Source organism: Candidatus Hinthialibacter antarcticus (assembly GCA_030765645.1).
Taxonomy (GTDB): domain Bacteria; phylum Hinthialibacterota; class Hinthialibacteria; order Hinthialibacterales; family Hinthialibacteraceae; genus Hinthialibacter; species Hinthialibacter antarcticus.
Genome location: JAVCCE010000052.1, coordinates 11,645 through 33,383 on the forward strand (window position 1 = coordinate 11,645; position 21,739 = coordinate 33,383).

Genomic DNA, 21,739 nt, shown 5'->3' on the forward strand with positions numbered 1-21,739 from the left:
ATCCGGCTCACCAGGAGGTTCGCCCTCCCCGTGAATGTACAAAATAAAACGCAATCCCCTCTCTCAAATGGAGAGGGGATGAATTGTGCAATGATTGATAGATGAATCCTATGTCGAAAACTTCACAACCATCGCCCGCCCGTAGCGCAGCCCTGCAATTGCTGGACGCCTGCCTCACCCATGATGAGACCATGATGGACGCGCTCGATGAGATCGAAGACCCCGACATCGACAAGCGCGACGCCGCATTGGCGCGGGAAATTGCGCTAGGAACCTGCCGCCGCCTGGGCGCGGTGCGGTTCGCAATTCGGCGGCTGGCGAAGAACTTTGAGAATTTTCCCGGCGCGGTGCAACGCATTCTTGAACTGTCGGCCTATCAATTATTGTTTCTTGACCGCACCCCGGCCTACGCGGTCGTCTCTGATGCGGTCGAACTGACCCGCGCGGCAAAATGCGGCGGGCTATCGAAAGCCGTGAATGGAATTCTACGCAACCTCGACCGCCAAAAAGATGAGATCGAGTTTCCACAGCCGACGCCCGATTTGCAGTCGTATCTCTCCATCACAGAATCGCACCCGGCCTGGCTGATCGAACAATGGCGCGCCCAACTCGGCGAATCCAAGACCCGCGAACTCTGTGAATATAACAATACCCGCGCTCCGTTGTCGCTGCGCTTGCGCGACCGGGAGGCGGCGTTGAAGGCGCTCGATAAACTCGGCGTTGCGTATTCGCTTGACGAGCGCTTTGGCGACCGCGTCGAGATTGAATCCAACCCGGACGCTTCGCTGTTTGATGAAACCTTTTGGACCGCCCAGGACGGCGCCGCCCAACTGGCCGCCGCCTGCGTAGGCGCTGCGCCGGGTATGCGTATCTGGGACGTATGTTCTGCGCCGGGCGGCAAGACGTTTTACATGGCGGATCGTTTAAAGAATGAAGGCAAAATCATCGCCGGGGACCGCAGCCGCAGACGCTTGAGCCGATTGACGCGCTTGCAGGCGCATTTGGGGTTGCATTGCGTCGAAACCCATTTGCTCGACGTATTGAGCAAGCCTGTCAAATTTGACGAGCCGTTTGATGCGGTCTTGTTGGACGCGCCTTGTACGGGTTGGGGCGCATTTCGCCGACGTCCTGATTTGCGCTGGCGGTTGCACCCCGCCGACGCGCAGCGCCTGGCGGAAACGTCGCTGGAAATGATGGAACGCGCATGCGTCGCGGTGAAGAAAGGCGGCGTGTTGGTGTATTCTACTTGTACGCTGTCGCGTGAAGAAAACGCGGGCGTGGTGCAGACGTTTTTGCAGCGGCATCCACAATTTGAACGGGATTCGGTCGCGCCGTTTCTGCCGCCTGCGTTTGAGACGGCGGTTAATCCTGACGGCGCGTTGGAGTTGTTCCCGCCCCAATGGGGGCTTGACGGCGCCTTCGCCGCGCGGCTAAAGAAAAAAGCATGAACCCTTTATCTGAAGTTTTTGGTTTCCCGCCCTCGGACTGTAGTCCAAAAGCCATTCGCTACAGAAAGAACAAACTTTGCCCTTACAACAATATCATTCCAAATTGTACCAAAGATAAAGCGAATGACCCGCTTGGCGTATGTAGTATAAATCACGAGGGGGCGCCAGTCATAACATGCCCGGTACGGTTTCGAGAAGATTGGCTTATCACAGATGATGCGGCCGATTTTTTCTTCCCTGATTGCACGGATTGGACGTCATTAACAGAAGTCCGTTTAGTTGATTATTATGAAAAGTCAGCGGGCAATATTGATGTCGTCCTCGCAGCATATAATAGCGATGGCCATGTTTATGATTTTTGTTCGCTTGAGATACAAGCGGTTTATATTTCAGGCAATATTCGCGATCCGTTTAAGGCTTATATGGCCGATTATAAGAACCAGTCAAATTTTGACTGGTCGGGCCAGCCAAAATATCCAAGACCTGATTATTTGTCGTCTTCCAGAAAAAGGCTTGCTCCTCAATTACTATTCAAAGGGGGCATACTACACGCGTGGAACAAGAAAATGGCCGTCGCACTCAATAAAGGTTTTTTTGAAACATTGCCAACTTTAAAGCCTGTAAGTAAAGAGGAAGCGGAAATTGCCTGGCTGATTTATGATTTAGAACCCGATCAAACGAAACTTATACTTAAAAAAGTTGACATTATCTACACCAAATTTAAAAATGCTCTCGATTCAATCACAAAGTCCAAGCCGGGCAACATTGATGCGTTTATGAATATATTGCAAAACAAAGTTGATAAAAAACTTGAAACGCCGCCGGTCAATAAAACAATTGAAAACCCAATTGAGTCGGAATGATGCAAACCTATCTTTTTCAAGACGCCGAAAACCAGCTGCATCACAAAGCGGTGAATGTCGCTTCGGTTCCACAGCGCAGCCCGTTCCGGTATCCAGGCGGAAAAACGTGGTTTGTTCCCCGTTTTCGAGAATGGATTCGAAGCAAACCAACTAAACCAACGTATTTAGTTGAACCATTTCTTGGCGGCGGCATCATTTCTCTTACTGCTGCTTTTGAAGATTTAGTCGAACAAGTCATCATGGTAGAAATTGATGAAGAAGTTGCGGCTGTATGGAAATGCATCATAAACGGAGATTCGGAGTGGTTAGCAAACTGCATTCTTAACTTTCAAATCAATAAAGACAACGTCTTAAAAGAACTTGCGAAAAAAAACAGCGATATCAAAAGCCTCGCCTTTAAAACGATTCTGAAAAATCGAACCTTTCACGGCGGCATTTTAGCGGCGGGTTCCGGGCTATTAAAAAATGGTGAGAATGGCAAGGGAATTCAATCGCGATGGTATCCTGAAACCTTAGCTCGACGACTCCGCCAGATTGATCAGATCAAACATAAAATTACTTTTATTCAAGCAAATGCATTTGATATTTTGAATGAATACTCCAATCAAGGAAATGTTGTCTTTTTTATTGATCCTCCCTACACCGCTGGCGGCAAAAAAGCAGGAAAAAGGCTTTACACGCATTCTGAGTTAGATCATCAAAAACTTTTTTCTTGTTGCGCAAAGTTAAAAGGTGATTTTATTATGACCTATGATAATGCAGACGAAGTAAAAGATTTATCTAATGAATATGGATTTTCATCAAAAACAATACCAATGAAAAATACGCATCACGCGAACATGACAGAACTTGTTGTCGGGCGTGATTTAATGTGGCTTTAGGGTATTAACGGGTAATTCAACCTCAAAGAGAGGCGCATCCATCCGCATGATGGCGATACTTCGATTTTTGTTTCGGCTGGCGGGCAATTTTGTCTTCATCTTGTTTCTGCTGGCGGTTCTCATGGCTGGCATGGGGCTGGGCGGGTTTTTTCTGCTTGATTATCTCATCAAGGGCGAAACCGTGGTGGCGCCCAACGTGATGGGCATGTCCAAATCCCGCGCCATCGAGACGCTCACCGAGAGCGAACTGCTGGTTAAAGTGCCTATCGAAGAAGTTAGCGACGAAGACACCCCGCCCGGCATCGTCATTGAACAGCGCCCGTTCCCGAATACCGTCGTTAAAAAAGGCCGCCGCATCAGCGTCAAAATCAGCAAAGGCCCGCGCCTGGCGATGATCCCAAACCTGATCGGGCGCCCCGACAAAGAAACCGTCTACGACTTGCGCAGCGTTGATCTGCAAATCGACCAACGCAGCAACGTCTTTCATTCGACCCAGCCCGAAAGCGTGGTGGTCGCCCAAGACCCGCTGCCGGGCGCGCGTCTGGTGCCGGAAAAGTCGATGGACATTCTGGTGAGCCTCGGCCCCAAGCCGGTCGATTACATCATGCCCAATTACACCGGCATGGATAGCAAAGACGTGTTGAGTTCCGCTTCGCCCAAACCATTTATTTTTAGCGAAGATGAAATTGAATATAAAAAAAGCAGCGACCCCGCCGAATGGGGGCGCGTCATCGAGCAGCGTCCTGAACCCGGCGCGCGGATTGCGGCGGGCGAGCACGTAACCTTTACGGTCGCGTCTAGCGGAATGACATTGGGCGCGATCCGTTTTGTGAACATTCGCTTTGATGCGCCGCCGGTGATGATTTACCCCCGGCGTCCTGCGCTGCTGGTTTGGGACAACGCCTCTAAACTCAACGGCGCTCCATCGGTGTTGCCCTTGCGCCTCGATACGCAATTCAGCCCGGTCAATGTATGGATGCCCGTCTACGGCGACGCCGTCGCAGCCTTGTGCGCCATGCGCGACGACCAGTCGCTGCCTGAGTATGAGATCATCGATAAACGGTTTTATCCCGCCGTGTTTGAACCAAGCGATCTGTAATAAAGACGTTCAGCCTTCATCTTTTGACAAAGGCCGTCAACAAGCGGCAATTGTTTTATGATTTGAATATTGACAAAATTTATATAGATTATAGTTTGTATGGTAGACGCAGCTTCACAGAATGCTTGCTTGGATGGATCAATGTCAGAAACTACGAACCAACGTCCGACACGGATGACCATACTTTGCCTACTCAAGAAAAACGGCAAAATGACCGCCAAGCAGATCGGCGAGCTGCTGGGCGTGACCGCGATGGGCGCCCGGCAACACCTGACCGCGATGGAAAAAGAAGGCATTCTGCAATCCGAATTTGTCCGTCAAAAAGCGGGGCGGCCTGCGTTGTATTTTAGTCTCGCTCAACCGTCGGAAAAATTTTTCCCTCAGCAATACAACGATCTCATCGTCAGTCTGCTCAAAACAATGGAAGAGGTGGACGGGCGCGACAAGATCGGGCAGTTGCTTGAAATTCGCCGTCACAAATTAAAAGAGCAATATGAAGGCCGCATGAACGGCGACGCTACGCCGGATCGCATCAAGACATTGGCCGACTTGCGCGACAACGACGGCTATATGGCCGATTTGAACGAAAACGCCGAGCAATTTGAACTGGTCGAACACAATTGTCCGATTGCGCAGGTCGCGCGTGAGTTTCCCGAAGTCTGTCAGCATGAGTTGGAACTATTCAAAGAACTGATTGGCCTCCCGGTCGAACGGGTGCATCACATGATGAACGGCGGTCACGCCTGCGTTTATAAAATCATCAAAACCAAAAACAAAAAATAACTCATTGATAGAATGAAAACCCAAGAGGCCGGATGAACTCATCCGGCCTTTTTTTATCTATATGGAAAGCACGCTAATTAAACCGAATCGGAACATAGTTCAGATAATCATTGGCGGGGCTTGTTTCTATTCCGACCGCCGCATTCATCAACCACACTGGCTTTTCAACAAACGCTTCGCGAACCGGTTCCAGTGAGATGACCGCTTCGAGCGTAACCAAACTGCCGTCCTGCTCAATGGAAGCCTTCCACGGAAAGCCTTCATCGGGTTCTGGTTCATTTTCTGCGAGCAGTTCTTTCGGCAGCCAATCAAATTCCTGTTTGGTTAAGTCTTTCATAATTGATTGAAACGTCTTTAAAATATCGTCGCCGGAAGGCGCTTCTGTTGCATTCAATTGGAAGTCAAACGGATCGTCATTGATCTTGTTCGCGGATTGCCGCAAGATCGACCACCCATCGCCGCTGTTGTGGGCCATGACCGAATAATCAACCCGGCTGGCGTAATCGCGCGATGGACTCAGCGAAATGCGAAACTCCACTTCATCGGATGCGACCTCTGCCCCCGGCAGTTGAATGGCGACGTATAATCCGTCGTTGGATTGGGCGACCATCGCCTTTGCGTTTGGAGGCGACAGCAAATCAAACGATGGGGCGTCGCTCCACTCGGCGTCATTCTCATTGATGGCTGGAACTAGAATCACTTCATTTGTATTTTCATTTTGCAACAACTGAGACTCGAATTTCGCAGACGCTGCGACAGGAGATTGCCCATACGTAGTCGTGATTTTTTGCAGAAGCGATTGGGCCGCTTCGATTCTGCCTAAGTCGCGCAACGAAGTCGCGACGCCAAACAAGACCATGGCGGCGTCAATCTTTGAATTTGCCTGAGCGAACGACTGAATGCGCTGCCGAATTTCATCGGCGGAACTGGAACCCAGCGCGACTTCGCGGGCGATGAGCAGCGACGCGGTCGGGCTGGTTTTTAACGCCAATGCGTAGGCTTCTTCCGCCGCCTGTGGATTGCCCTGGCGTTGATAGGCCGAAGCCAGGCCGGTGAGATAATCGAGATGAGCGGGGCGTTGTTTGAGTAAGTTTTGATACAAGCGTACAGCGCGTTCGTCGTCCCCACGCTTGGCGCAACTTTTCGCCCAAGTGAAGACCAATTCTTCCATGCCAACCGAAACCGGGCGGCGCTTGATGTTGGCGGTACTGGGCGTGGCGCGTAAATCCTTCGACACCACCCATTTTTCTGTGTGGATTTCTTCTTTAGAGAAGTTTGACTGCTTAGCCGATGCGCGATAAATCTGCATACACCCTAACCAATAGGCGACGCGGTCAATGACGGCTTCGGCCAGCGCAATCTCATCGGGGTTAGAGTCATTCGCCAGTTGAGTCAGCGAGGTGATGCGCAAAAGCGATTCGCGGGTGGTATAAAATTCGGAGGCGATATCTTGAAAGGCAATCTTGTGCGCGGGCTGTAAGATTTTATCTTGCAACGCCTGATAGTCGCGGCTTTTCTGGATGCTGGGGCGGCGCCCGTTGCGCACGTCAATCATCTCGCGAATGAAATTCACGTTAGTGGACAGAATAAACCGGCCTTCGTCAATGCACCAACTCGGCGTGACGGGAACAAACGGCAGGTCGGAGCCAATCGAGGTAATGGCAACGCCGCGATGGGTTTCTTCATTCACGCCAATGGGGATTTTAAATTGCAGCATGGCGTTGACGAACGCGTCTTGAATTTTGCTGAGCGATTGCCGCAAGCGGGCTTCATCGTTCGCTTCAATGATTAAAGCAACGTGGTTGGCGGGCGCGACCGCGTTGAGGTCAGCCAACGGACGCACCATGCATAATGAATCGCCCATCCACGAGAGCAAGTCGCGCTCAATGTCGACGCCGATCTCATTCATAAACCCGGTCATGTCGGACTTCATTTTTTCGCCTTGCGGCAAAGTCGCAAGCATCTGGTTCGACAGCGCCCAAAGGTCTTTGAGATTAAAGACATTGCTATACCAAAACGAACCGGTTTGCCTCGGCAGTGACTCTTGCAGCGGGAACGCCGCCTGCTCGCGCTCGAAAATCTCAGCGAGAAACGAGTCTAAGCGCTCCGGGTCGAGCTCGACGATTGTGGTGGTTTGTTTGACGCCGCCTTCTTGAACAATCGACGCCATGCCGTTGGCGCGAACGGCGCGCACGGCGTTCAGCCCGGCCTGAACGCCGCCGAACAGCGATTGGCTCCATTCGCTATCGTCGCCTTTGCTGGAACCCATCTGAGCGAACCCTTGCGCGGTTTTTGCAATATTCGAGACGCTCTCGACCATCCCCGCGACCGGCATGAACGACATCCACGAATGGGGGTTGGGCAAGCGCCCGATGATGGATTGATAATCTTCGTCGTCAACCAAGACATCGTTGGGGTAATCAAACTGCTCAATCAAATCAATCACCAACGGTTTGCTGGTGGTGAGAACCAATTTGTTTTCATAAACCGTGTATGACAAACTCAAGCCGGGAATGCGCCCCGGCCCCAACAACGACGTGAGCGATAAGCCGTCATAAAAATCTTCTTCGACTTCTAACGCCGGCAACACGCTGGCCACGCCGCTGAGCAGATGGTGCAAGTAGAGGTTGGCTTGTTCTTCGTTCTTGAGTTCTGAAATAAAGATCAGCGTTGGGATGCGGTTGAATTGCTGCCCGAATCCAGTGATCGCCATACACCAGCGGTCGCCAAACACGCCCTCGAGATCGCCGATGTCGGCGGATTCGAGCGCTGCGTTCCATTCGTCCATGAGAACGCGCCATTCCAACACGTCGTTCATGGTGTCGCCCAATTGGCGCATGGCTTCGTCAAAATGAGGGAACGCTTGCTCTGCGTCGAGCGAGGCGTCGCCTTCCATATAGAAAATTATGTCCGCAGGAACGATCTGGTCGAATTGGATCTGCTGGCTAAAGGCTGTCGACCCGGTCAAGACCGCGATTATGAGTAACGCAAGACGAATTGGCTTCAACATCTTCATGGCTCCGTTGGCGTACTGCGCCAGTTTTAGGCTATATAATCGACATAAAACTAAATAAAGACGCACCCAGCCCAATCACGGCTTGGCGGCGTTTGAGTTCTTCTAATTGATTGACGGCCTCAGTGGCTTCGGTTTTGATTTGCGTTTGTTCGTCGTTAGCGCGCAACGAAGTGATGCCCTCGCGAATTGCGCTGAGCGCGATTGAGGCTTCGGATTTCGTTTCGATGGCTTTGTAGGTCTCAGCCAATGCGCCAGAGCGTTCGCTGATGGCGTTGACGCCGGACGAAATCGCACTGCCTGCGAAACTGGCGGTCGCGAGAAGGGCTTGTTGTTGAATGGGGTCGAGTTCCGCCGTCGGGTTGTCATCCGCCGGGGCTTCAGCGATTCGTTGGCTGCCGTCGTCAACGGGCGCTTGCATCTGCGGGACGATGACAATTGAAACCAACGCCAACACAACGCAAGCCGCCATCATAAAACGCGGCGCCAAAAGCCAACTCCAACTGGCGTTGACGCGCCGCGTCGGCATCGCCAGGCGCTGATGGACTTGCTGCACCGTGTCCGACACCAGGCCGTCGATTTCTGCGTCTGATAAATCAGGTTGCAGCGCATCGTCAAACAGGGCGTAGGTTTCCAACAGCTGGTGCGCTTCGGGGTCGCTTTCAATGGACTGCGCGACGCGCCGGGCTTGGTCGTCGTCGAGCAGGCCGTCGTAGTAGCGCGAAAGCATGTCGGGCGTAATGGGTTGTTTCGCCATAATCTTTTTCCTGTGTTGCTTGTTAGTCCGCCGGGCCGTAAACTTCTTGCAAGACCGGCTGGAGCCGTTTGGTTAATTTTTTTCTCGCGGCAAATAACGTCGTGCCGACGGTTTGTTCGCTGCATTCCATTACTTCGGCGATTTCTTTCATCGACAGGCCTTCGCAACTTCTCATCGTCATCACCATGCGTTGGTTTTTCGGTAATGACTGAATCGCCTGCATGATTGTTTCCTGCTGCGCCGATTGCATGGCGGCTTCGTCGGGGCGCAACGTGGTGCGTTCGTCGATTGAGGCCGCTTCGATCACAGCAAGAGTTTCGGGCGCCTGATGGTCGAAGGCGGTAACGCGCCCGGGCTTATGTTTGCGGAAGTAGTCGATGCACAAGTTGTTGGCGGTGCGAAACAGCCACGACTTCAGGCTTTTATCTTCGCGCAACGACGCCAGCGAGCGGTGGAGACGGACGAAGGTTTCTTGCAGCAGGTCTTTGGCTTCGTCGCGGTCGCGCAACATCCGGTAAATAAAGTGAAACAAGGGTTTTTGGTAGCGCTCCACCAACTCATTGTACCCCCGCTGGCTGCCGTTTTTCCAAAGCCGCAACGACTGCGCATCAATCTCCCGGTCGGAGACAGGTTCTTGGGCCTCTTTCGCCGCTGGGGGCGCCATGTCTAACACGATCACTTGTGACTCCCAGGTTTGAACAATTTGGCTACTGCCTCCATCAAGTAATACGTAGCCCGGCCTGAGAATATTTATAAAAAAAACAATTTTTGATAAAAGAAAAAGCGCCATGGTTCGTATAGACCAGTATGCGGTTTTTTGGGAAATAAAATCAACGCCTAAATTGCATGATAACGGTTTTCGATCAAATGTCACGAAAAGCCTGAACGCGTCTATACTACAGCAGGTTTTTCATGCAATTTTATGGGGAATACGCAGTTTAAAGGGACCAATTCAAATAAAATGACGACTGAACAAGCCGCCGTTGCGCTCGACCGCCTCACCGTATCGTTTGGGACGAAAACCATTCTGCAAGATTTGTCCGTCCAGTTTCCATCGGGCGGGATCGGCCTCTTGGGGCCGAACGGCGCAGGCAAAAGCACCCTGCTCAAGACGCTGATGGGCTTTTTGACGCCCGATCAGGGAACGGCGTCTATCTTTGGCTTGAACCCGGCCCGCGAAGGCGCGGAGGTTCGCCAGATGTTGGGGTATATGCCCGAAGAAGAGGCCTATATTCCAGGCATGACCGCTGTCGAGTTTGTCTCGTATAATGGCCGCCTTTCGGGCCTGCCGCCGAACGAGGCGGTGCTGCGCGCCCATCAGTCGCTGCATTATTGCGGGCTGGGCGAAGCCCGTTACCGTAAAATCGACACCTATTCGACCGGCATGAAACAACGCATCAAACTCGCGCAAGCGCTAATCCATGACCCCAAATTAATGCTGCTCGACGAACCGACCAACGGGCTTGACCCCGAAGGCCGCAAAGCGATGCTCGATTTAATTGAAGATATCACCGTCAACAAAGGCATTTCCGTTATCCTGTCGAGCCATCTGCTGCCCGACGTCGAAGCGGTGTGCGAGTCGGTGATGGTGCTCTTTCAAGGGCGAATTGTCGCTTCCGGCAAAATTGACGACCTCAAGCAACTCGCGCAACGGGCGTTTGAAGTCAACATCAAAGGAGACGAGACGCGCTTTCGCGAGGCGGTGCAACGCTTCGGCGGCAATTGCGTGATGAAAGAGAACGGCCTCTTGCGGGTGACGTTGCGCGAAGGGCTGGGCCAGCGCGAGATTTTTGTCGCGGCGCGTGACAGCGATGTGCAGGTACGCCGTATGACCCAGGAAGAAATGACCTTGCAGGAAGTATTCGCCAAAGCGATTCAGGCGGCGTAAACCAGAAGGGAGCCAACAGTGCCCGTATATCCACAGACCTACCGCCACTATACTGGCCAATGGCGTCCGCGCTCGCTGGGCTGGACGGTGATTGCGCTATCCGGCATCACCCGCTTGTGGCGCAACAAAGGCATCCGATTTATCTTGATGGCCGTCGGGGCCATGTTTATGTTATCGGTGGCGCGCTTGTATCTGGCGGCGAATATTGAATTATTAGACTATTTGGGAATCAACCTAAACAATGATTCAGGCTTTCGGATTGATGATTTTCAAACAAACCGCTTCAAGGCCATATTCGCGGTTAACGACGCGTTTTATTTCAACTTTTTCCAATCGGTGTATTTAGGCTTTTTCTTTATCGCCCTTCTTGCGGGCGCAGGGGCCATCGCTTCTGACCGCCGCAGCAAAGCGCTGATTTTATACCTTTCCAGGCCGCTGACGCCGTTGGATTACTTGTTCGGTAAATCAGCGTTCATTCTGTTTTATTTATACGTAGTGTCGCTTGTCCCCGCGTTATTATTGATGTTTTTACACGCATTCTTTAATGAAGACTGGGGCTACCTGTTCACCCATATTCCATTGGCGATGAAAATTTTCGCCTACGCCAATGTGATTGCGATTCCGCTGACCATTTTAATTCTGACGCTATCGTCATTGTTTAAATCCAACGAAGCGGCGGGCGCATTTTTCGCTGCGCTCTATTGGCTGCCGGACGTTCTCGTGCAGGCGATTCGCGGCCTGTTGGGACGCTGGTTGTGGGGTTCAAACGACCCCGAATGGTGGTCGCTGTTGTCTTTATCAAACATCTGGCAGCAGATCGGGTCGTACTTATTCTTAGAGGAAACCACATTTCGATTGCCCTGCGTCTTTCATCTTATTGCGCTGATCGTGATGTGCGTGTTGCTCTCGGTTGTGTTATACCGCCAGATTCGCGCAGTGGAGGTGATAACCTGATGGCGATTGTTTCCCTGCAAAACGTATCAAAATGGTACGGCGAAGTCATCGGCGTCAGCGACGTGACTTGTGAGATCCGCCCCGGCGTGACCGGGCTGCTCGGCCCCAACGGCGCGGGCAAGACAACGCTGTTCAAAGTGTTGACCGGACTGATGCAAGTCGATACCGGGCGCATCAGCATTGACGGTAAGCCCGTTTGGAACAACCCCGATATCTATCATCTGATCGGGTTGTGCCCCTCGTCGGAAGCGCTGTACGAGCAACTCACCGGGTTGGAATTTTTAACCTACATGGGGCGGCTGCATGGAAATTCTGACAGCGACGCCCGCGAACGCGCTATGCACACCCTAGGCGAAGTGGGGCTGACCGAAGCCGCCCACAAACCCATCGGCGCCTACAGCAAGGGCATGCGCCAACGGGTCAAATTTGCGCAATCCATCCAGCATGATCCACGAGTGTTGCTTTTGGACGAACCGCTGTCCGGCATGGACCCGATCGGGCGCCACGCGGTGGTGCAGCGCATCAAACATTACGGCGAAGAAGGCAAGACGGTCATCGTCTCCAGCCATATTTTGCATGAAGTCGAAGAGATGACCAACCGTATTATGTTGCTTAATAACGGCATGTTGCTCGCCGAAGGCGTCGTTCAGGAAATTCGTGAACTGATCGAAGAACAACCGCGCCAGGTACAGATTGTTTCGCCGGAGATGCGGCGCTTGTCGAACCGCTTAATCGAATTTCCCGAAGTCAAAACCATACGCTTCGGCGAAGACCCTAACGAACTGATCGTACAAACTCATTCGCCGGATCTGTTCTTTCCGCGCTTGACGGAACTGATTTTAGAAGAAGACATCCCCGTGACGCAAATGAACACGCTGGACGATAACTTACAATCCGTATTCGAGTATCTAGTCAAATGAACGAACCGATGAGCCGTCTTTCACAATATGGAAACAGCCTGGCCGCGCTGATCGCGGTCAACGCCAAGATGAAACTATTGGGCCGCAGCCCGTTGTTTCCGATTATCTTAGTTTTGTTGTCATTGATGCCAGTGATTTTATGGCGGCTGGTGTTCGCCTGGCTATCGAAGGCGGCGTCGATTGAGAGCATCTGGGTCGACGCCTACACGGTATACGCCATTTTTTGCAGCACGCTTTACATGCAATTTTACGTCCCCCTGCTGGCGATCTTTTTGGGCATGTCGGTCTTTAGCGAAGAGATTGAAAACGAGACAGTGGTGTTTCTGTTGTTGCGTCCCGTGCCGCGCACCATTCTCGTGCTAGGAAAATTCCTCTCCTATGTCGTGGTCTCGTCGTCGTTGTTGGGCGTGTCGCTGGTGTTGTCGTATCTCATCATCGGCAGCATCCCCGAAGCGGGTTTGATTACCGCAAACCTCGACATGCTGGTGCAAGACTGGATGGTATTCACGCTGGGCTTGGCGTCTTATGGCGCGGTGTTGATGCTCATCGGCGTGTTCACTAAACACCGCTTAATGACGGGCATCTTCTTGTTGTTTGTGTGGGACCCGATGGCGGCCTATTTTCCCGGCAGCGCCTATCAACTGACAGTGCGCCATTATCTGTTTTCCATCTTCTCGCATAGCGACGTACAAACGGGCCAAGCCTCGCTTAGCGACGCGCTCTTGCTTTTCTTAAGCGACCATCCGTCGGCGTCTGGCTTGATGTCGGTGATTGTGTTATTGCTACTCATTGCAACATGCATCGCGCTGACCACTTATATTGTGAAAAACCGCAACCTGCGGTTAGGACAAGCGCAAGAAGCATAAACAAATTGAGGCGACCTGCGTTTAGATAATCTCTTACAATCTCTTACAAGGACCTTATTTTTCCGGCTTGGGGCATTGGTCGACGAATTTTAACGACTCGTTGATGAGAATCTCACCGGTTTTCTCTCCTAAACTTGTCCGGGTGATGTAGGCATAGCGCTCGAAACTGTCGTAATCTTCCTTGGTCAGAATATAACCGAAGGCGTCATTGGTCAGACCAAACAAGAAATTATGCTCGCCGTGCATTTTTCGCTTTAAGTAATAGCCGATGTTGGGCAACGCCTCTCCGGGGATGGTCAGAATTTGGGCGTTGCCAAGATTGATGACGTTCACCTGAGTGGAAATTGATTTTTCGCTTTCCATGTCATACCCAAGCGGCGAGGCGGACACGATGGCGCGTAAGAGGGGCGAGTCAATCGGAAAGGTAATCGCCGTCGCGGCGCAAAACAGGCCGGGGTCTGCAACGGCTTTGGCTTCGCCCGCTATGCGAAGCGCTTCGTCGGCGAGCCGGTTTCCGATACGGATACACTCGTCCCAGGTTTGAATGTCCTTGCCGTCGGCGCCGCGACAATCCGCCGTCACCATGCCGCCCTGAGCGCTGTTCATAAAGACGCCGGTCCCGCCGCCGTTTGCTTGAATGCGGTCATAAAGCGGGCCGATCAAATCGGGGCTGATGACGCCCTGGCTGGAGCCGATCACTTCTGGGTGAATCGCGTAATTGACCAATGTTGAAATTGCTTGACCGTCATCAGCGATGAATTGCATAACGTGACAGCGCGGATCGTATAACTTTGGCGCATAGTAATTGTAAGCGATTCCCTCTACGGTTTCTCCGGTATTGATTTTGACCTTGGCGGGTTCCAGGTTCGATACCGCATCGTTGATCGCGTCCACCATTTGCGCGCAGACAAAATCGAGATATTTCAGGTCCGTCGAAAAATTGCCTTGTTCATCAGGGAACCCATAACAATCAGGCGCGCTATGCGTATGCGTAACGCCGATGAGGATGTTCTCCGGCTTAATATTTTTGATTTGCTTACGGACGCGGTTTCCCAACACGGCGGGGAACCCCAAAAAGTCCGCGCTGACGATAGCGACGCGGACATCGTCGTCTTCAACCACCAATGCGCGTACGGACAATTCGCCCAGCGCTTTTGTCGCCGGGTTCGATGGGCCGATTCCGCCGGAGACGGGCAGCAGCGGATCGGGCATGACCGAACGGACGGCGACGCCCGCTTTAAATTCTGCAAAGGATGTTGTCGCGAACAAACAAAGCGCGGCAATAATGACTATGATTTGCTTCATTATTCTTCCCCGTTCTAACAAATTCACTTGAATCAAGATTTAAATTGAAGTGAATAGTTTTTGTGATGCTATGCTGACACAAAAATCCCCGCCTCTCAACCGAGAAGCGGGGATTGTCTTTTTAAATCAATGCCCAGGATTACAACTTGATTTTTGCGTCGTATTTCAAGTTTGATTTCATCATCTCGTCCCAGGTGACTTCTTTGTTGCCATAGGCGGCCATGCGGCCCAAGACGCAAGTCAGCGTGCTGGTCGCGCCGATTTCAGCCTGGTTGACGAAGTTACCGCTGCGGATGCTTTCTTCGAGTTTCTTCACTTTGCTTTCTTCGGCGCCGCCTAAGAGGCTCTTGCGTTCCGAGTGCCAATCGTTGGGGCCGGTGATGTGTCCGCCGCCGCCGTATGATGCTTCGCCGACCCCTTTTGTCCCGAAGACGCGGTCGAGACATTCGCCCCAGCCGGTCAGATATTGCGACGACCCGAATGAGATTTTTACCTCGCCGGGGTAGTCGTAAATCACTTCGAAATGGTCCCAGCAATCGCCAACGTCAGTACGCGCTTTGCGTCCGCCCGTTCCAACGGCTTTGACAGGATGCCCGTCGAGGAACCAGTTGCATACGTCGATGACGTGGACGTTCTGCTCAGTAATGATGTCGCCGGAGAGCACCTGGTCGAATACCCAGTTGCGCAGGCGGAATTCCTGTTCGCTGGCGTTGTCGAGTTTCTTCACGCCCAGGCGCCCGGAGTGATAATGGACCATGCCCGCGACGGGGTCGCCGATGTCGCCGTTTTGGATGCGTTTTTGCACTTCTTGATATTCGGGACTCTCGCGAATCTGGAAGCCGACCATCAAACTGACTTTGCCGTGGGCTTTTTTGCCGATTTCCATCACGCGCTTGGCGCCCGCTACGTCGACCGCTACCGGTTTTTCGCAATAGACGTGTTTGCCTGCGTTGACCACTGCCTCCAGGTGTAAGGGGTGATAATAGGGCGGGCTGGTAATCAACACATGGTCGAGGTCTTCTTCCAGCAATTTCTTATAGCCGTCCATGCCCGCAAACAGTTTGGACGACTCAATTTTTTTGCGGTCCATCGCAAGCAGGCGCTCGCCGAGGCCTTGCTGGGTGCTTTCCAAACGGTCTTGGAAGAAGTCGGCCAGGCCGATAATTTGCGAATTGGTGTTACGGATAAACACGCCCGATACGTGGTTGCCGCGTCCGCCGCAGCCAATCACGCCCATGCGCAGGGCGCTGTTTGCGGTTGCGGTAAATGCGGTCTTCGAACTCACGAGCATTAAACTTGCGGTAGAGGCCGCGCTGGTGGTGAGAAAGTTGCGGCGCGGCACAGCGGTTTGATCGCTTGATTGGTTCATGCTTGCCTCGTTTGATTCAGATTTGTTTTTTTTATTTATTGCCAAAATTGTGTGCGGATTGATTTGGCAACAATCACGTTGCCCGTGTGATTCTTGCCGATTGTACCTGAACTCATTATAAATACACTTTTTATAACCGCACTTCAACTCAGCGCCTTATTATTAAGCAAACATAATAAAAGCGCAACCTGGAAATAAAATAATACCAAGTTCATCCGGTCAGTGAGTACTTACAGTGATGGATGACCATGATTGTATTACGAAAACATATTCCGGCATATCAAAAATTGAAAAACCAAATTAGGCATGGGGGCAACTCTGGGAGCGCCTGTGTATGAGGGCCTGAAAGCCCGCACTGAAGCGAGCAGAGTTGTACCCATGCCACATGCAGCCTGGTAGGGTAGGCTCGCGGAGCAGCCCACCGGAAAACGAACAAAACGAAAATTGGTTTCGCGTTCTTTGATAAGTTGAATGAGGAGAGGTGTTCCTAAAAAAACGCCCCACCGAATGTTCGATGAGGCGTTGTAGCGGCTGATCTTGTCGTGTGGGTTTATGATTTGGCGCGGGCGGCGCGCTTTTCTTCTTTTTTCTTCTGCGCGATGTAATACTCCGGCAAGTCGTGCGAAACCGGGACGGTTTTCTCTTCTTCTTCCTTCCACGTCATGCCTTTACGGAACCATTCGTCTTTTTTCTCAATCGGAACCAGCAGGCGGTCTTTGGTATAGATGAAGTCGTCGCGATGGGTGCTGGCGGCTTCCCAATTGGGGCCCATGACAATGGCGTCTTCGGGGCAGGCTTCTTCACAAAAGCCGCAGAAGATGCAGCGCAGCATGTCGATCTGGTAAAATTTCGCATGACGTTCGCCGTGCGACACCATGTTATCGGGCGTGTTTTCGCAAGCTTCGAGATAGATCGCGTCTGACGGGCAGACCACCGAACAAAGGCCGCACCCTACGCAGCGTTCTTTTCCATCCTCGAAGCGCTGTAAGCGGTGCACCCCGCGAAAGCGCGGCGATTGAGAGCGCTTCTGGTTGGGATAGTTAAACGTAACTGGTTTACGGAACAGGTGGCGAAAGGTCAACGACATGCCTTTGACGATCGCCAAAAAAATCTGGAACGAGCGCGACCAGCCAAGGGTTTTGATTTGCCCCGCCGTGACATGGACTTTTACGCGGCCTTGTTTGGGTTCCGCAGGAATCTGTTTAAACACCGCTTCTTGCATCGGACAGTATCCTTAAAATAGGGTGGACATTTTTTTTGAAGCGCCGAAGGTGCAGGTCGTCACATGAGCGTATATTTAACCCGAAACGAGAGTAAATTCCAGTGTGTCTTGGTTTTTTTCCTGTTGTAGTCAAATGAGTTACATCTGGCTGGCTGCGGCAATTTGCCGCGCAAGAATGCCGCAGTTAAGTCACGAATGGCTGCGGCATTATTGCTGAATTGTAGTATGTGTAACATGAATATCAGATAGGAAAATACGATTTAACGCGCTGTTTTATTGAGGTTTATTGAGTAGGGTGTTAAAACTTACTGGTTCGATCAAACTCGCATGGTAATTGCATGTTTCCTACATAGCTGTATAACGATTTATTCAAAAGCCCTGACTTTAATGAGGAAGAGAGCCAACTTAGGATGATGGATCAACAACGCGCCGAATCTTCTTCCTGCCACTTTATCGTTCTGAGTTTTAACCATCAGAATCTCGCGCTGCCTGACTTACGCCAGTATCTTTTTGAGCAAGATGAACTGGACGCATTTTTAGCCAGCCTGAAAACGCGATGCCACATTGACGACGCGATCGGGTTGTGTACGTGTAACCGCGCTGAAATCTATATCATTACCAATTCCGTTCGCGAAGGTATGACCACAGCGTTACAAGCGCTGGCGGAACGCAACCATGTTTCGGTTGAAGACTTGCTTTCGATCCTGACCGTGAAGGTCGATTCAAACGCGGTGACCCATCTCGCCCGGCTGGCGTCCGGTTTGGAGTCAATGGTGGTGGGCGACGGGCAGATATTAGGGCAACTAAAAAAGTCTTACCAACAGGCCAACCAAGATAATGGCGCCCATCGGGCGACCCATATTCTCTTGCAAAAAGCGTTTTCCATTGCCAAGCGGGTGCGCAACGAAACCGGGCTGGGCAAAGGCCGGGTGTCGGTCAGCGCCTTGGCGGTCGAGTTTGCCAAAGAGCATTTCGGCTCCATGCACAAAGTACGCGCCGCTGTAGTCGGCGCTGGCAAGATGAGTTCGCTGGCGGCGAAGTATTTATATCAGGCGGGCGTGAAAGAACTGCGCATCGTTAACCGCACCTACGAAAGTGCGCAAGAACTCGCCCAGCAAGTCAACGCGACCGTGTTTGGGTTAGACGAAATCGAACGCGCCCTGCAAGGCTGCGACTTGATTATCTGCGGCACCGCCTCGACTGAGCCCGTGATTACTCCCGCATTGTTTGAATCCGAACGCCTGCGCGGTCAAGCGCCGCAGATGGCGATTGATATTGCCTTGCCGCCCGACATCGACCCCGCCGTCGCTGAAATGGACTGCGTTGAAGTGGTCAGCTTAGAAGACCTGCGCGCTTGCGCCGAACGAAACCAGGCGGGCCGCGAAAGCGAACTGGCTCACGCCGAAGAAATTGTAATGAGCGAACTCAAACAACTCGGTCCTTGGCCGCAACCCATTCAACTTGACCAGATCGCCAAAGACCTGGGCGTTTATGCAGACCGTATTTATCAAGAAGAATTGCAAGGCTTGTATGATCTGGTTCCTGATTTAACGCCAGAGCAGCAAGAAGCCGTCGCCGCCCGCATGAAACGCATGGCGGAACGCATCGTGCTCGCGCCGCGCCGCAATTTGCGCCGGGGCGAAACCATTAAATCATGCCCCGAAGCAGTCAAGTGTCTGGCGGAAGTATTTCGCGAAGCCAGCGGCGCGCGTTCGCTGGCAGCCGTGACGCTTGAACCTGCATCCACCAACGAAAAATAATCCAATTTAGAGAGAGCATTCGATGACGCAAGCCTCATCCCCAAAACCGACAACGCAGCTGACGAAAAAACAACGCTTCATGGGGGCCATCGAACACAAGCCCATTGACCGCCCGCCCGTATGGCTGATGCGCCAGGCGGGACGTTACCTGCCCGAATATCAGGCGGTGAAGGCGAAATACACCTTCCATGAAATGTGCCGTATGCCCGACATCGCGGCGGACGTTTCCATCCAACCGATGGACCGGTTTGGTATGGACGCGATCATTGTGTTCAATGATATTTTGATTCCCCTGCAAGACATGGGCTTCACGGTGGAATACAAAGAAGGCGGCCCGGTGGTTGATCCGCCTGCGCGTTGCCATGGCGATTTGTCGCGCATTCAACCCGCGCGTTTCGATGAAACCCCGGCGGTGTTTGATTCGTTGACTGAGATCCGCCGACGCGTAGGCGATGACGTCCCGGTGCTCGGTTTTGCGGGCGCGCCCTTCACCATGGCGGCCTATATGAGCGAAGGCGTGACCAGCAAGAACCTGCGCCACATCAAAACCCTGACCTATGGACAACCGGATTTGCTGCAGCAGTTGCTGGAGCGGGTAACCGAAACCGTGATCGACTACCTGCGCATCCAAATCAAAGCAGGCGTGAACGCAGTGCAGATTTTCGACACCTGGGCGGGCGCGCTCTCGAAAGAGGCGTACCGCAAATTTGCGCTGCCATACCAACAACAAGTCATCAAGACAATTCAAGACGAGGGAACCCCGGTTATACTCTATGTGAAGAATTCACCGCATGTGTTAGATGAACTGGGCGACAGCGGCGCCGCCGTGGTCAGCGTCGATTGGCTCACGCCGCTCAACGAAGCGCATGTGCGTTTAGGTAAATCGGTTGCGCTGCAAGGCAACATGGACCCGACGGTGTTGTATGCGAATCCCGAAGCGGTCGCGCAAGAGGCTCAACGCATACTCGAAGGCCTCGACCGCACCACCGGACACATCGTCAACTTAGGACACGGCATCTTGCCCGAAACGCCGGTCGAGAGCGTGCGCGCATTTGTAGAAACGGTCAAAGGATATGAATACGCTTCCCACAGCGCCTAAACCCGAGATCGACCGCGATCTCATCAATAAATACAGTATGCGCGGGCCGCGCTACACCAGCTATCCGACTGCGCCTGAATGGAGCGACGCCGTCGGCGAAGAGGCCTATTGGCGCCATATCGAAGCCACCAATCCCGGCGATTCCACCCAACCGCTGTCGTTGTATATTCACATTCCATTCTGCGGCGAACGCTGCCATTTCTGCGGCTGCAACGTCATCATCACCAGTCGTGAAGATATTCACAATAATTACGTCGATCTGGTTTGTATGGAGGTCGAGCGGGTCGCGGCGAAAGTCGACAAAACCCGCCGCGTGATTCAGTTTCACCTCGGGGGCGGAACCCCAACCGAAATTTCGCCCGCCGCGCTGGAACGGCTGCTCAAGTTTGTGAAGGGGCAATTTAACTTTGACCCCGCCGCCGAACTCTCCATCGAAGTCGACCTGCGAGTGACCACGCCCCAACATCTCGACGTGTTAATTGGCTGCGGCTTCAACCGCATCTCGATGGGCGTACAGGATTTTTCAAAAGAAACCCAGGAAGCCATTAACCGCCTTCAGAGTCGCGAACAAACAGAGGATTTCATCAAACTCTGCCGCGAAAAAGGCTTTGTCAGCGTCAATGTTGACTTGGTCTACGGCCTGCCGCATCAAAGCACAGATACAGTTAACAAGACGCTGGATGCGATTTTTGAAATTGACCCCGACCGCATCGCGTTATACAACTACGCATTTTTGCCTGGCAAACTCGGCAACCAGCGCCGCATGGAAGAATCGTGGCTGCCGTCCGCCGAAGAACGCTTTAACATCTTTCAACTCGCGATTGACCGCTTTACCGAAAACGGATTTGTCTATATCGGCATGGACCACTTCGCCAAGCCCGACGACGAACTCACCATCGCCCAGCGCGAAGGTACGCTTCAGCGTAACTTCATGGGCTTCACCACCCGCGCCGGGGCCGATCTCTATTCGTTCGGGGTGTCGTCAATCAGCAGCCTGGACGCGATTTACACGCAAAATATCAAAAAATTACACACGTATGAAAAACTGGTTCGCGGCGGCGCGTTGCCAATCGAGCGCGGCATCGAACTTACGAAGGACGACCGCATGCGCCGCTGGGTCATCATGGAACTCATGTGTAATCTGCGCCTGCCCGTTGAGCGCTTCAACCAGACTTGGGACGAAAACTTCCATGACTATTTCGCCGATGAACTGACGCGCTTAAAACCGTTTATCGACGATGGGTTGATCGAGCCCAATATCACCAAAGAAATCCATGTGCTCGAATTGGGACGCATTATCATTCGCCCCATCGCCATGGTGTTTGATTATTACTTGCAACAGGCGCAACAAACCGGACGCAAGACGCCGACGTTTTCAAAAACTTTATAAGCAATATTCTTTAGACGATTAGAAGCCATCTCAAAAATATGTGAGCCAAACATAGTGAGGAATCAAGGCGACCGAACCGAGGGGGAGGGCGAGGCTCCCGACGAGCCGCGTCGTATCGAATC

General features: G+C 52.4%; 18 protein-coding genes. 12 read left to right on the forward strand and 6 right to left on the reverse strand.

Features of this window, described 5'->3' with window-relative positions:
- Nucleotides 1-110: 110 nt before the first annotated feature.
- The 5 genes from rsmB (at nucleotide 111) to P9L94_11875 (ending at nucleotide 5,074) form a co-directional block, all read left to right on the forward strand.
- Entirely contained in the window at nucleotides 111-1,448 is a 1,338-nt protein-coding gene (gene rsmB / locus P9L94_11855) for a 16S rRNA (cytosine(967)-C(5))-methyltransferase RsmB (protein MDP8244770.1), read from the forward strand.
- Entirely contained in the window at nucleotides 1,445-2,311 is an 867-nt protein-coding gene (locus P9L94_11860) for a NotI family restriction endonuclease (GenBank protein ID MDP8244771.1), read from the forward strand. The genes rsmB and P9L94_11860 overlap by 4 nt, the downstream gene beginning before the upstream one ends.
- Entirely contained in the window at nucleotides 2,308-3,192 is an 885-nt protein-coding gene (locus P9L94_11865; GenBank protein MDP8244772.1) for a DNA adenine methylase, read from the forward strand. The genes P9L94_11860 and P9L94_11865 overlap by 4 nt, the downstream gene beginning before the upstream one ends.
- Before the next feature lie 46 nt (nucleotides 3,193-3,238).
- Complete coding sequence (locus tag P9L94_11870; protein ID MDP8244773.1) at nucleotides 3,239-4,291, forward strand: PASTA domain-containing protein; 1,053 nt, start codon at nucleotides 3,239-3,241, stop codon at nucleotides 4,289-4,291.
- A 141-nt stretch (nucleotides 4,292-4,432) separates the two neighbouring features.
- Nucleotides 4,433-5,074, forward strand: a complete 642-nt coding sequence (locus P9L94_11875) for a transcriptional regulator (GenBank protein ID MDP8244774.1) — start codon at nucleotides 4,433-4,435, stop codon at nucleotides 5,072-5,074.
- A gap of 73 nt (nucleotides 5,075-5,147) precedes the next feature.
- Here the strand turns inward: P9L94_11875 and P9L94_11880 are convergent, their stop codons facing one another.
- From P9L94_11880 to P9L94_11890, 3 genes are read right to left on the reverse strand one after another with little or no spacing between them, the layout of a single operon-like run.
- Nucleotides 5,148-8,084: a DUF3352 domain-containing protein gene (locus tag P9L94_11880; GenBank protein ID MDP8244775.1), complete on the reverse strand. Its 2,937-nt coding sequence runs from the start codon at nucleotides 8,082-8,084 to the stop codon at nucleotides 5,148-5,150.
- Nucleotides 8,085-8,121: 37 nt separating this feature from the next.
- Complete coding sequence (locus P9L94_11885; GenBank protein MDP8244776.1) at nucleotides 8,122-8,844, reverse strand: hypothetical protein; 723 nt, start codon at nucleotides 8,842-8,844, stop codon at nucleotides 8,122-8,124.
- A 22-nt stretch (nucleotides 8,845-8,866) separates the two neighbouring features.
- The gene (locus tag P9L94_11890) at nucleotides 8,867-9,523 is read right to left on the reverse strand and encodes a sigma-70 family RNA polymerase sigma factor (GenBank protein ID MDP8244777.1); all 657 of its coding nucleotides are present in this window, start codon (nucleotides 9,521-9,523) and stop codon (nucleotides 8,867-8,869) included.
- Between the two features lie 282 nt (nucleotides 9,524-9,805).
- Here P9L94_11890 and P9L94_11895 point away from each other — a divergent pair, with 282 nt between their 5' ends.
- Genes P9L94_11895 through P9L94_11910 form a run of 4 tightly spaced genes read left to right on the forward strand, consistent with a single transcriptional unit; the run spans nucleotide 9,806 to nucleotide 13,472 of the window.
- Nucleotides 9,806-10,732 carry an ABC transporter ATP-binding protein gene (locus tag P9L94_11895; protein ID MDP8244778.1) on the forward strand — a complete coding sequence of 309 codons (927 nt, stop codon included), beginning with the start codon at nucleotides 9,806-9,808 and terminating at the stop codon, nucleotides 10,730-10,732.
- Nucleotides 10,733-10,750: 18 nt separating this feature from the next.
- Entirely contained in the window at nucleotides 10,751-11,686 is a 936-nt protein-coding gene (locus tag P9L94_11900) for a hypothetical protein (protein ID MDP8244779.1), read from the forward strand.
- Nucleotides 11,686-12,606, forward strand: coding sequence for an ABC transporter ATP-binding protein (locus tag P9L94_11905; protein ID MDP8244780.1), 921 nt, complete (start codon nucleotides 11,686-11,688; stop codon nucleotides 12,604-12,606). Before P9L94_11900 ends, P9L94_11905 begins: the two co-directional genes overlap by 1 nt.
- Nucleotides 12,603-13,472 carry an ABC transporter permease subunit gene (locus P9L94_11910; GenBank protein MDP8244781.1) on the forward strand — a complete coding sequence of 290 codons (870 nt, stop codon included), beginning with the start codon at nucleotides 12,603-12,605 and terminating at the stop codon, nucleotides 13,470-13,472. The genes P9L94_11905 and P9L94_11910 overlap by 4 nt, the downstream gene beginning before the upstream one ends.
- 54 nt (nucleotides 13,473-13,526) lie before the next feature.
- Here the strand turns inward: P9L94_11910 and P9L94_11915 are convergent, their stop codons facing one another.
- From P9L94_11915 to nuoI, 3 genes are all read right to left on the reverse strand, one after another.
- Complete coding sequence (locus tag P9L94_11915; protein ID MDP8244782.1) at nucleotides 13,527-14,777, reverse strand: hypothetical protein; 1,251 nt, start codon at nucleotides 14,775-14,777, stop codon at nucleotides 13,527-13,529.
- 139 nt (nucleotides 14,778-14,916) lie between these two features.
- Complete coding sequence (locus P9L94_11920; protein MDP8244783.1) at nucleotides 14,917-16,146, reverse strand: Gfo/Idh/MocA family oxidoreductase; 1,230 nt, start codon at nucleotides 16,144-16,146, stop codon at nucleotides 14,917-14,919.
- 550 nt (nucleotides 16,147-16,696) lie between these two features.
- Nucleotides 16,697-17,368: an NADH-quinone oxidoreductase subunit NuoI gene (nuoI, locus tag P9L94_11925; protein MDP8244784.1), complete on the reverse strand. Its 672-nt coding sequence runs from the start codon at nucleotides 17,366-17,368 to the stop codon at nucleotides 16,697-16,699.
- 410 nt (nucleotides 17,369-17,778) lie between these two features.
- On the opposite strand from nuoI, the gene hemA reads away from it, so the two are divergent.
- Genes hemA through hemN form a run of 3 tightly spaced genes read left to right on the forward strand, consistent with a single transcriptional unit; the run spans nucleotide 17,779 to nucleotide 21,617 of the window.
- A complete protein-coding gene (gene hemA, locus P9L94_11930) occupies nucleotides 17,779-19,128 on the forward strand; it encodes a glutamyl-tRNA reductase (GenBank protein ID MDP8244785.1) in 1,350 nt (449 codons plus the stop codon).
- 22 nt (nucleotides 19,129-19,150) lie between these two features.
- On the forward strand, nucleotides 19,151-20,227 hold the full coding sequence (gene hemE, locus P9L94_11935; protein ID MDP8244786.1) for a uroporphyrinogen decarboxylase: 1,077 nt from the start codon (nucleotides 19,151-19,153) through the stop codon (nucleotides 20,225-20,227).
- The gene (gene hemN / locus P9L94_11940) at nucleotides 20,202-21,617 is read left to right on the forward strand and encodes an oxygen-independent coproporphyrinogen III oxidase (GenBank protein MDP8244787.1); all 1,416 of its coding nucleotides are present in this window, start codon (nucleotides 20,202-20,204) and stop codon (nucleotides 21,615-21,617) included. The genes hemE and hemN overlap by 26 nt, the downstream gene beginning before the upstream one ends.
- Nucleotides 21,618-21,739: the final 122 nt, after the last annotated feature.

Bases quoted from the DNA above. Each gene is read 5' to 3' on its own strand.
- hemE (MDP8244786.1), top strand. From the start codon at position 19,151: ATGACGCAAGCCTCATCCCCAAAACCGACAACGCAGCTGACGAAAAAA.
- P9L94_11880 (MDP8244775.1), bottom strand. From the start codon at position 8,084: ATGTTGAAGCCAATTCGTCTTGCGTTACTCATAATCGCGGTCTTGACC.
- P9L94_11870 (MDP8244773.1), top strand. From the start codon at position 3,239: ATGATGGCGATACTTCGATTTTTGTTTCGGCTGGCGGGCAATTTTGTC.
- P9L94_11910 (MDP8244781.1), top strand. From the start codon at position 12,603: ATGAACGAACCGATGAGCCGTCTTTCACAATATGGAAACAGCCTGGCC.
- P9L94_11885 (MDP8244776.1), bottom strand. From the start codon at position 8,844: ATGGCGAAACAACCCATTACGCCCGACATGCTTTCGCGCTACTACGAC.
- P9L94_11865 (MDP8244772.1), top strand. From the start codon at position 2,308: ATGATGCAAACCTATCTTTTTCAAGACGCCGAAAACCAGCTGCATCAC.
- P9L94_11895 (MDP8244778.1), top strand. From the start codon at position 9,806: ATGACGACTGAACAAGCCGCCGTTGCGCTCGACCGCCTCACCGTATCG.
- P9L94_11915 (MDP8244782.1), bottom strand. From the start codon at position 14,777: ATGAAGCAAATCATAGTCATTATTGCCGCGCTTTGTTTGTTCGCGACA.
- P9L94_11875 (MDP8244774.1), top strand. From the start codon at position 4,433: ATGTCAGAAACTACGAACCAACGTCCGACACGGATGACCATACTTTGC.
- P9L94_11860 (MDP8244771.1), top strand. From the start codon at position 1,445: ATGAACCCTTTATCTGAAGTTTTTGGTTTCCCGCCCTCGGACTGTAGT.
- hemA (MDP8244785.1), top strand. From the start codon at position 17,779: ATGATGGATCAACAACGCGCCGAATCTTCTTCCTGCCACTTTATCGTT.
- hemN (MDP8244787.1), top strand. From the start codon at position 20,202: ATGAATACGCTTCCCACAGCGCCTAAACCCGAGATCGACCGCGATCTC.
- nuoI (MDP8244784.1), bottom strand. From the start codon at position 17,368: ATGCAAGAAGCGGTGTTTAAACAGATTCCTGCGGAACCCAAACAAGGC.
- P9L94_11920 (MDP8244783.1), bottom strand. From the start codon at position 16,146: ATGAACCAATCAAGCGATCAAACCGCTGTGCCGCGCCGCAACTTTCTC.
- rsmB (MDP8244770.1), top strand. From the start codon at position 111: ATGTCGAAAACTTCACAACCATCGCCCGCCCGTAGCGCAGCCCTGCAA.
- P9L94_11905 (MDP8244780.1), top strand. From the start codon at position 11,686: ATGGCGATTGTTTCCCTGCAAAACGTATCAAAATGGTACGGCGAAGTC.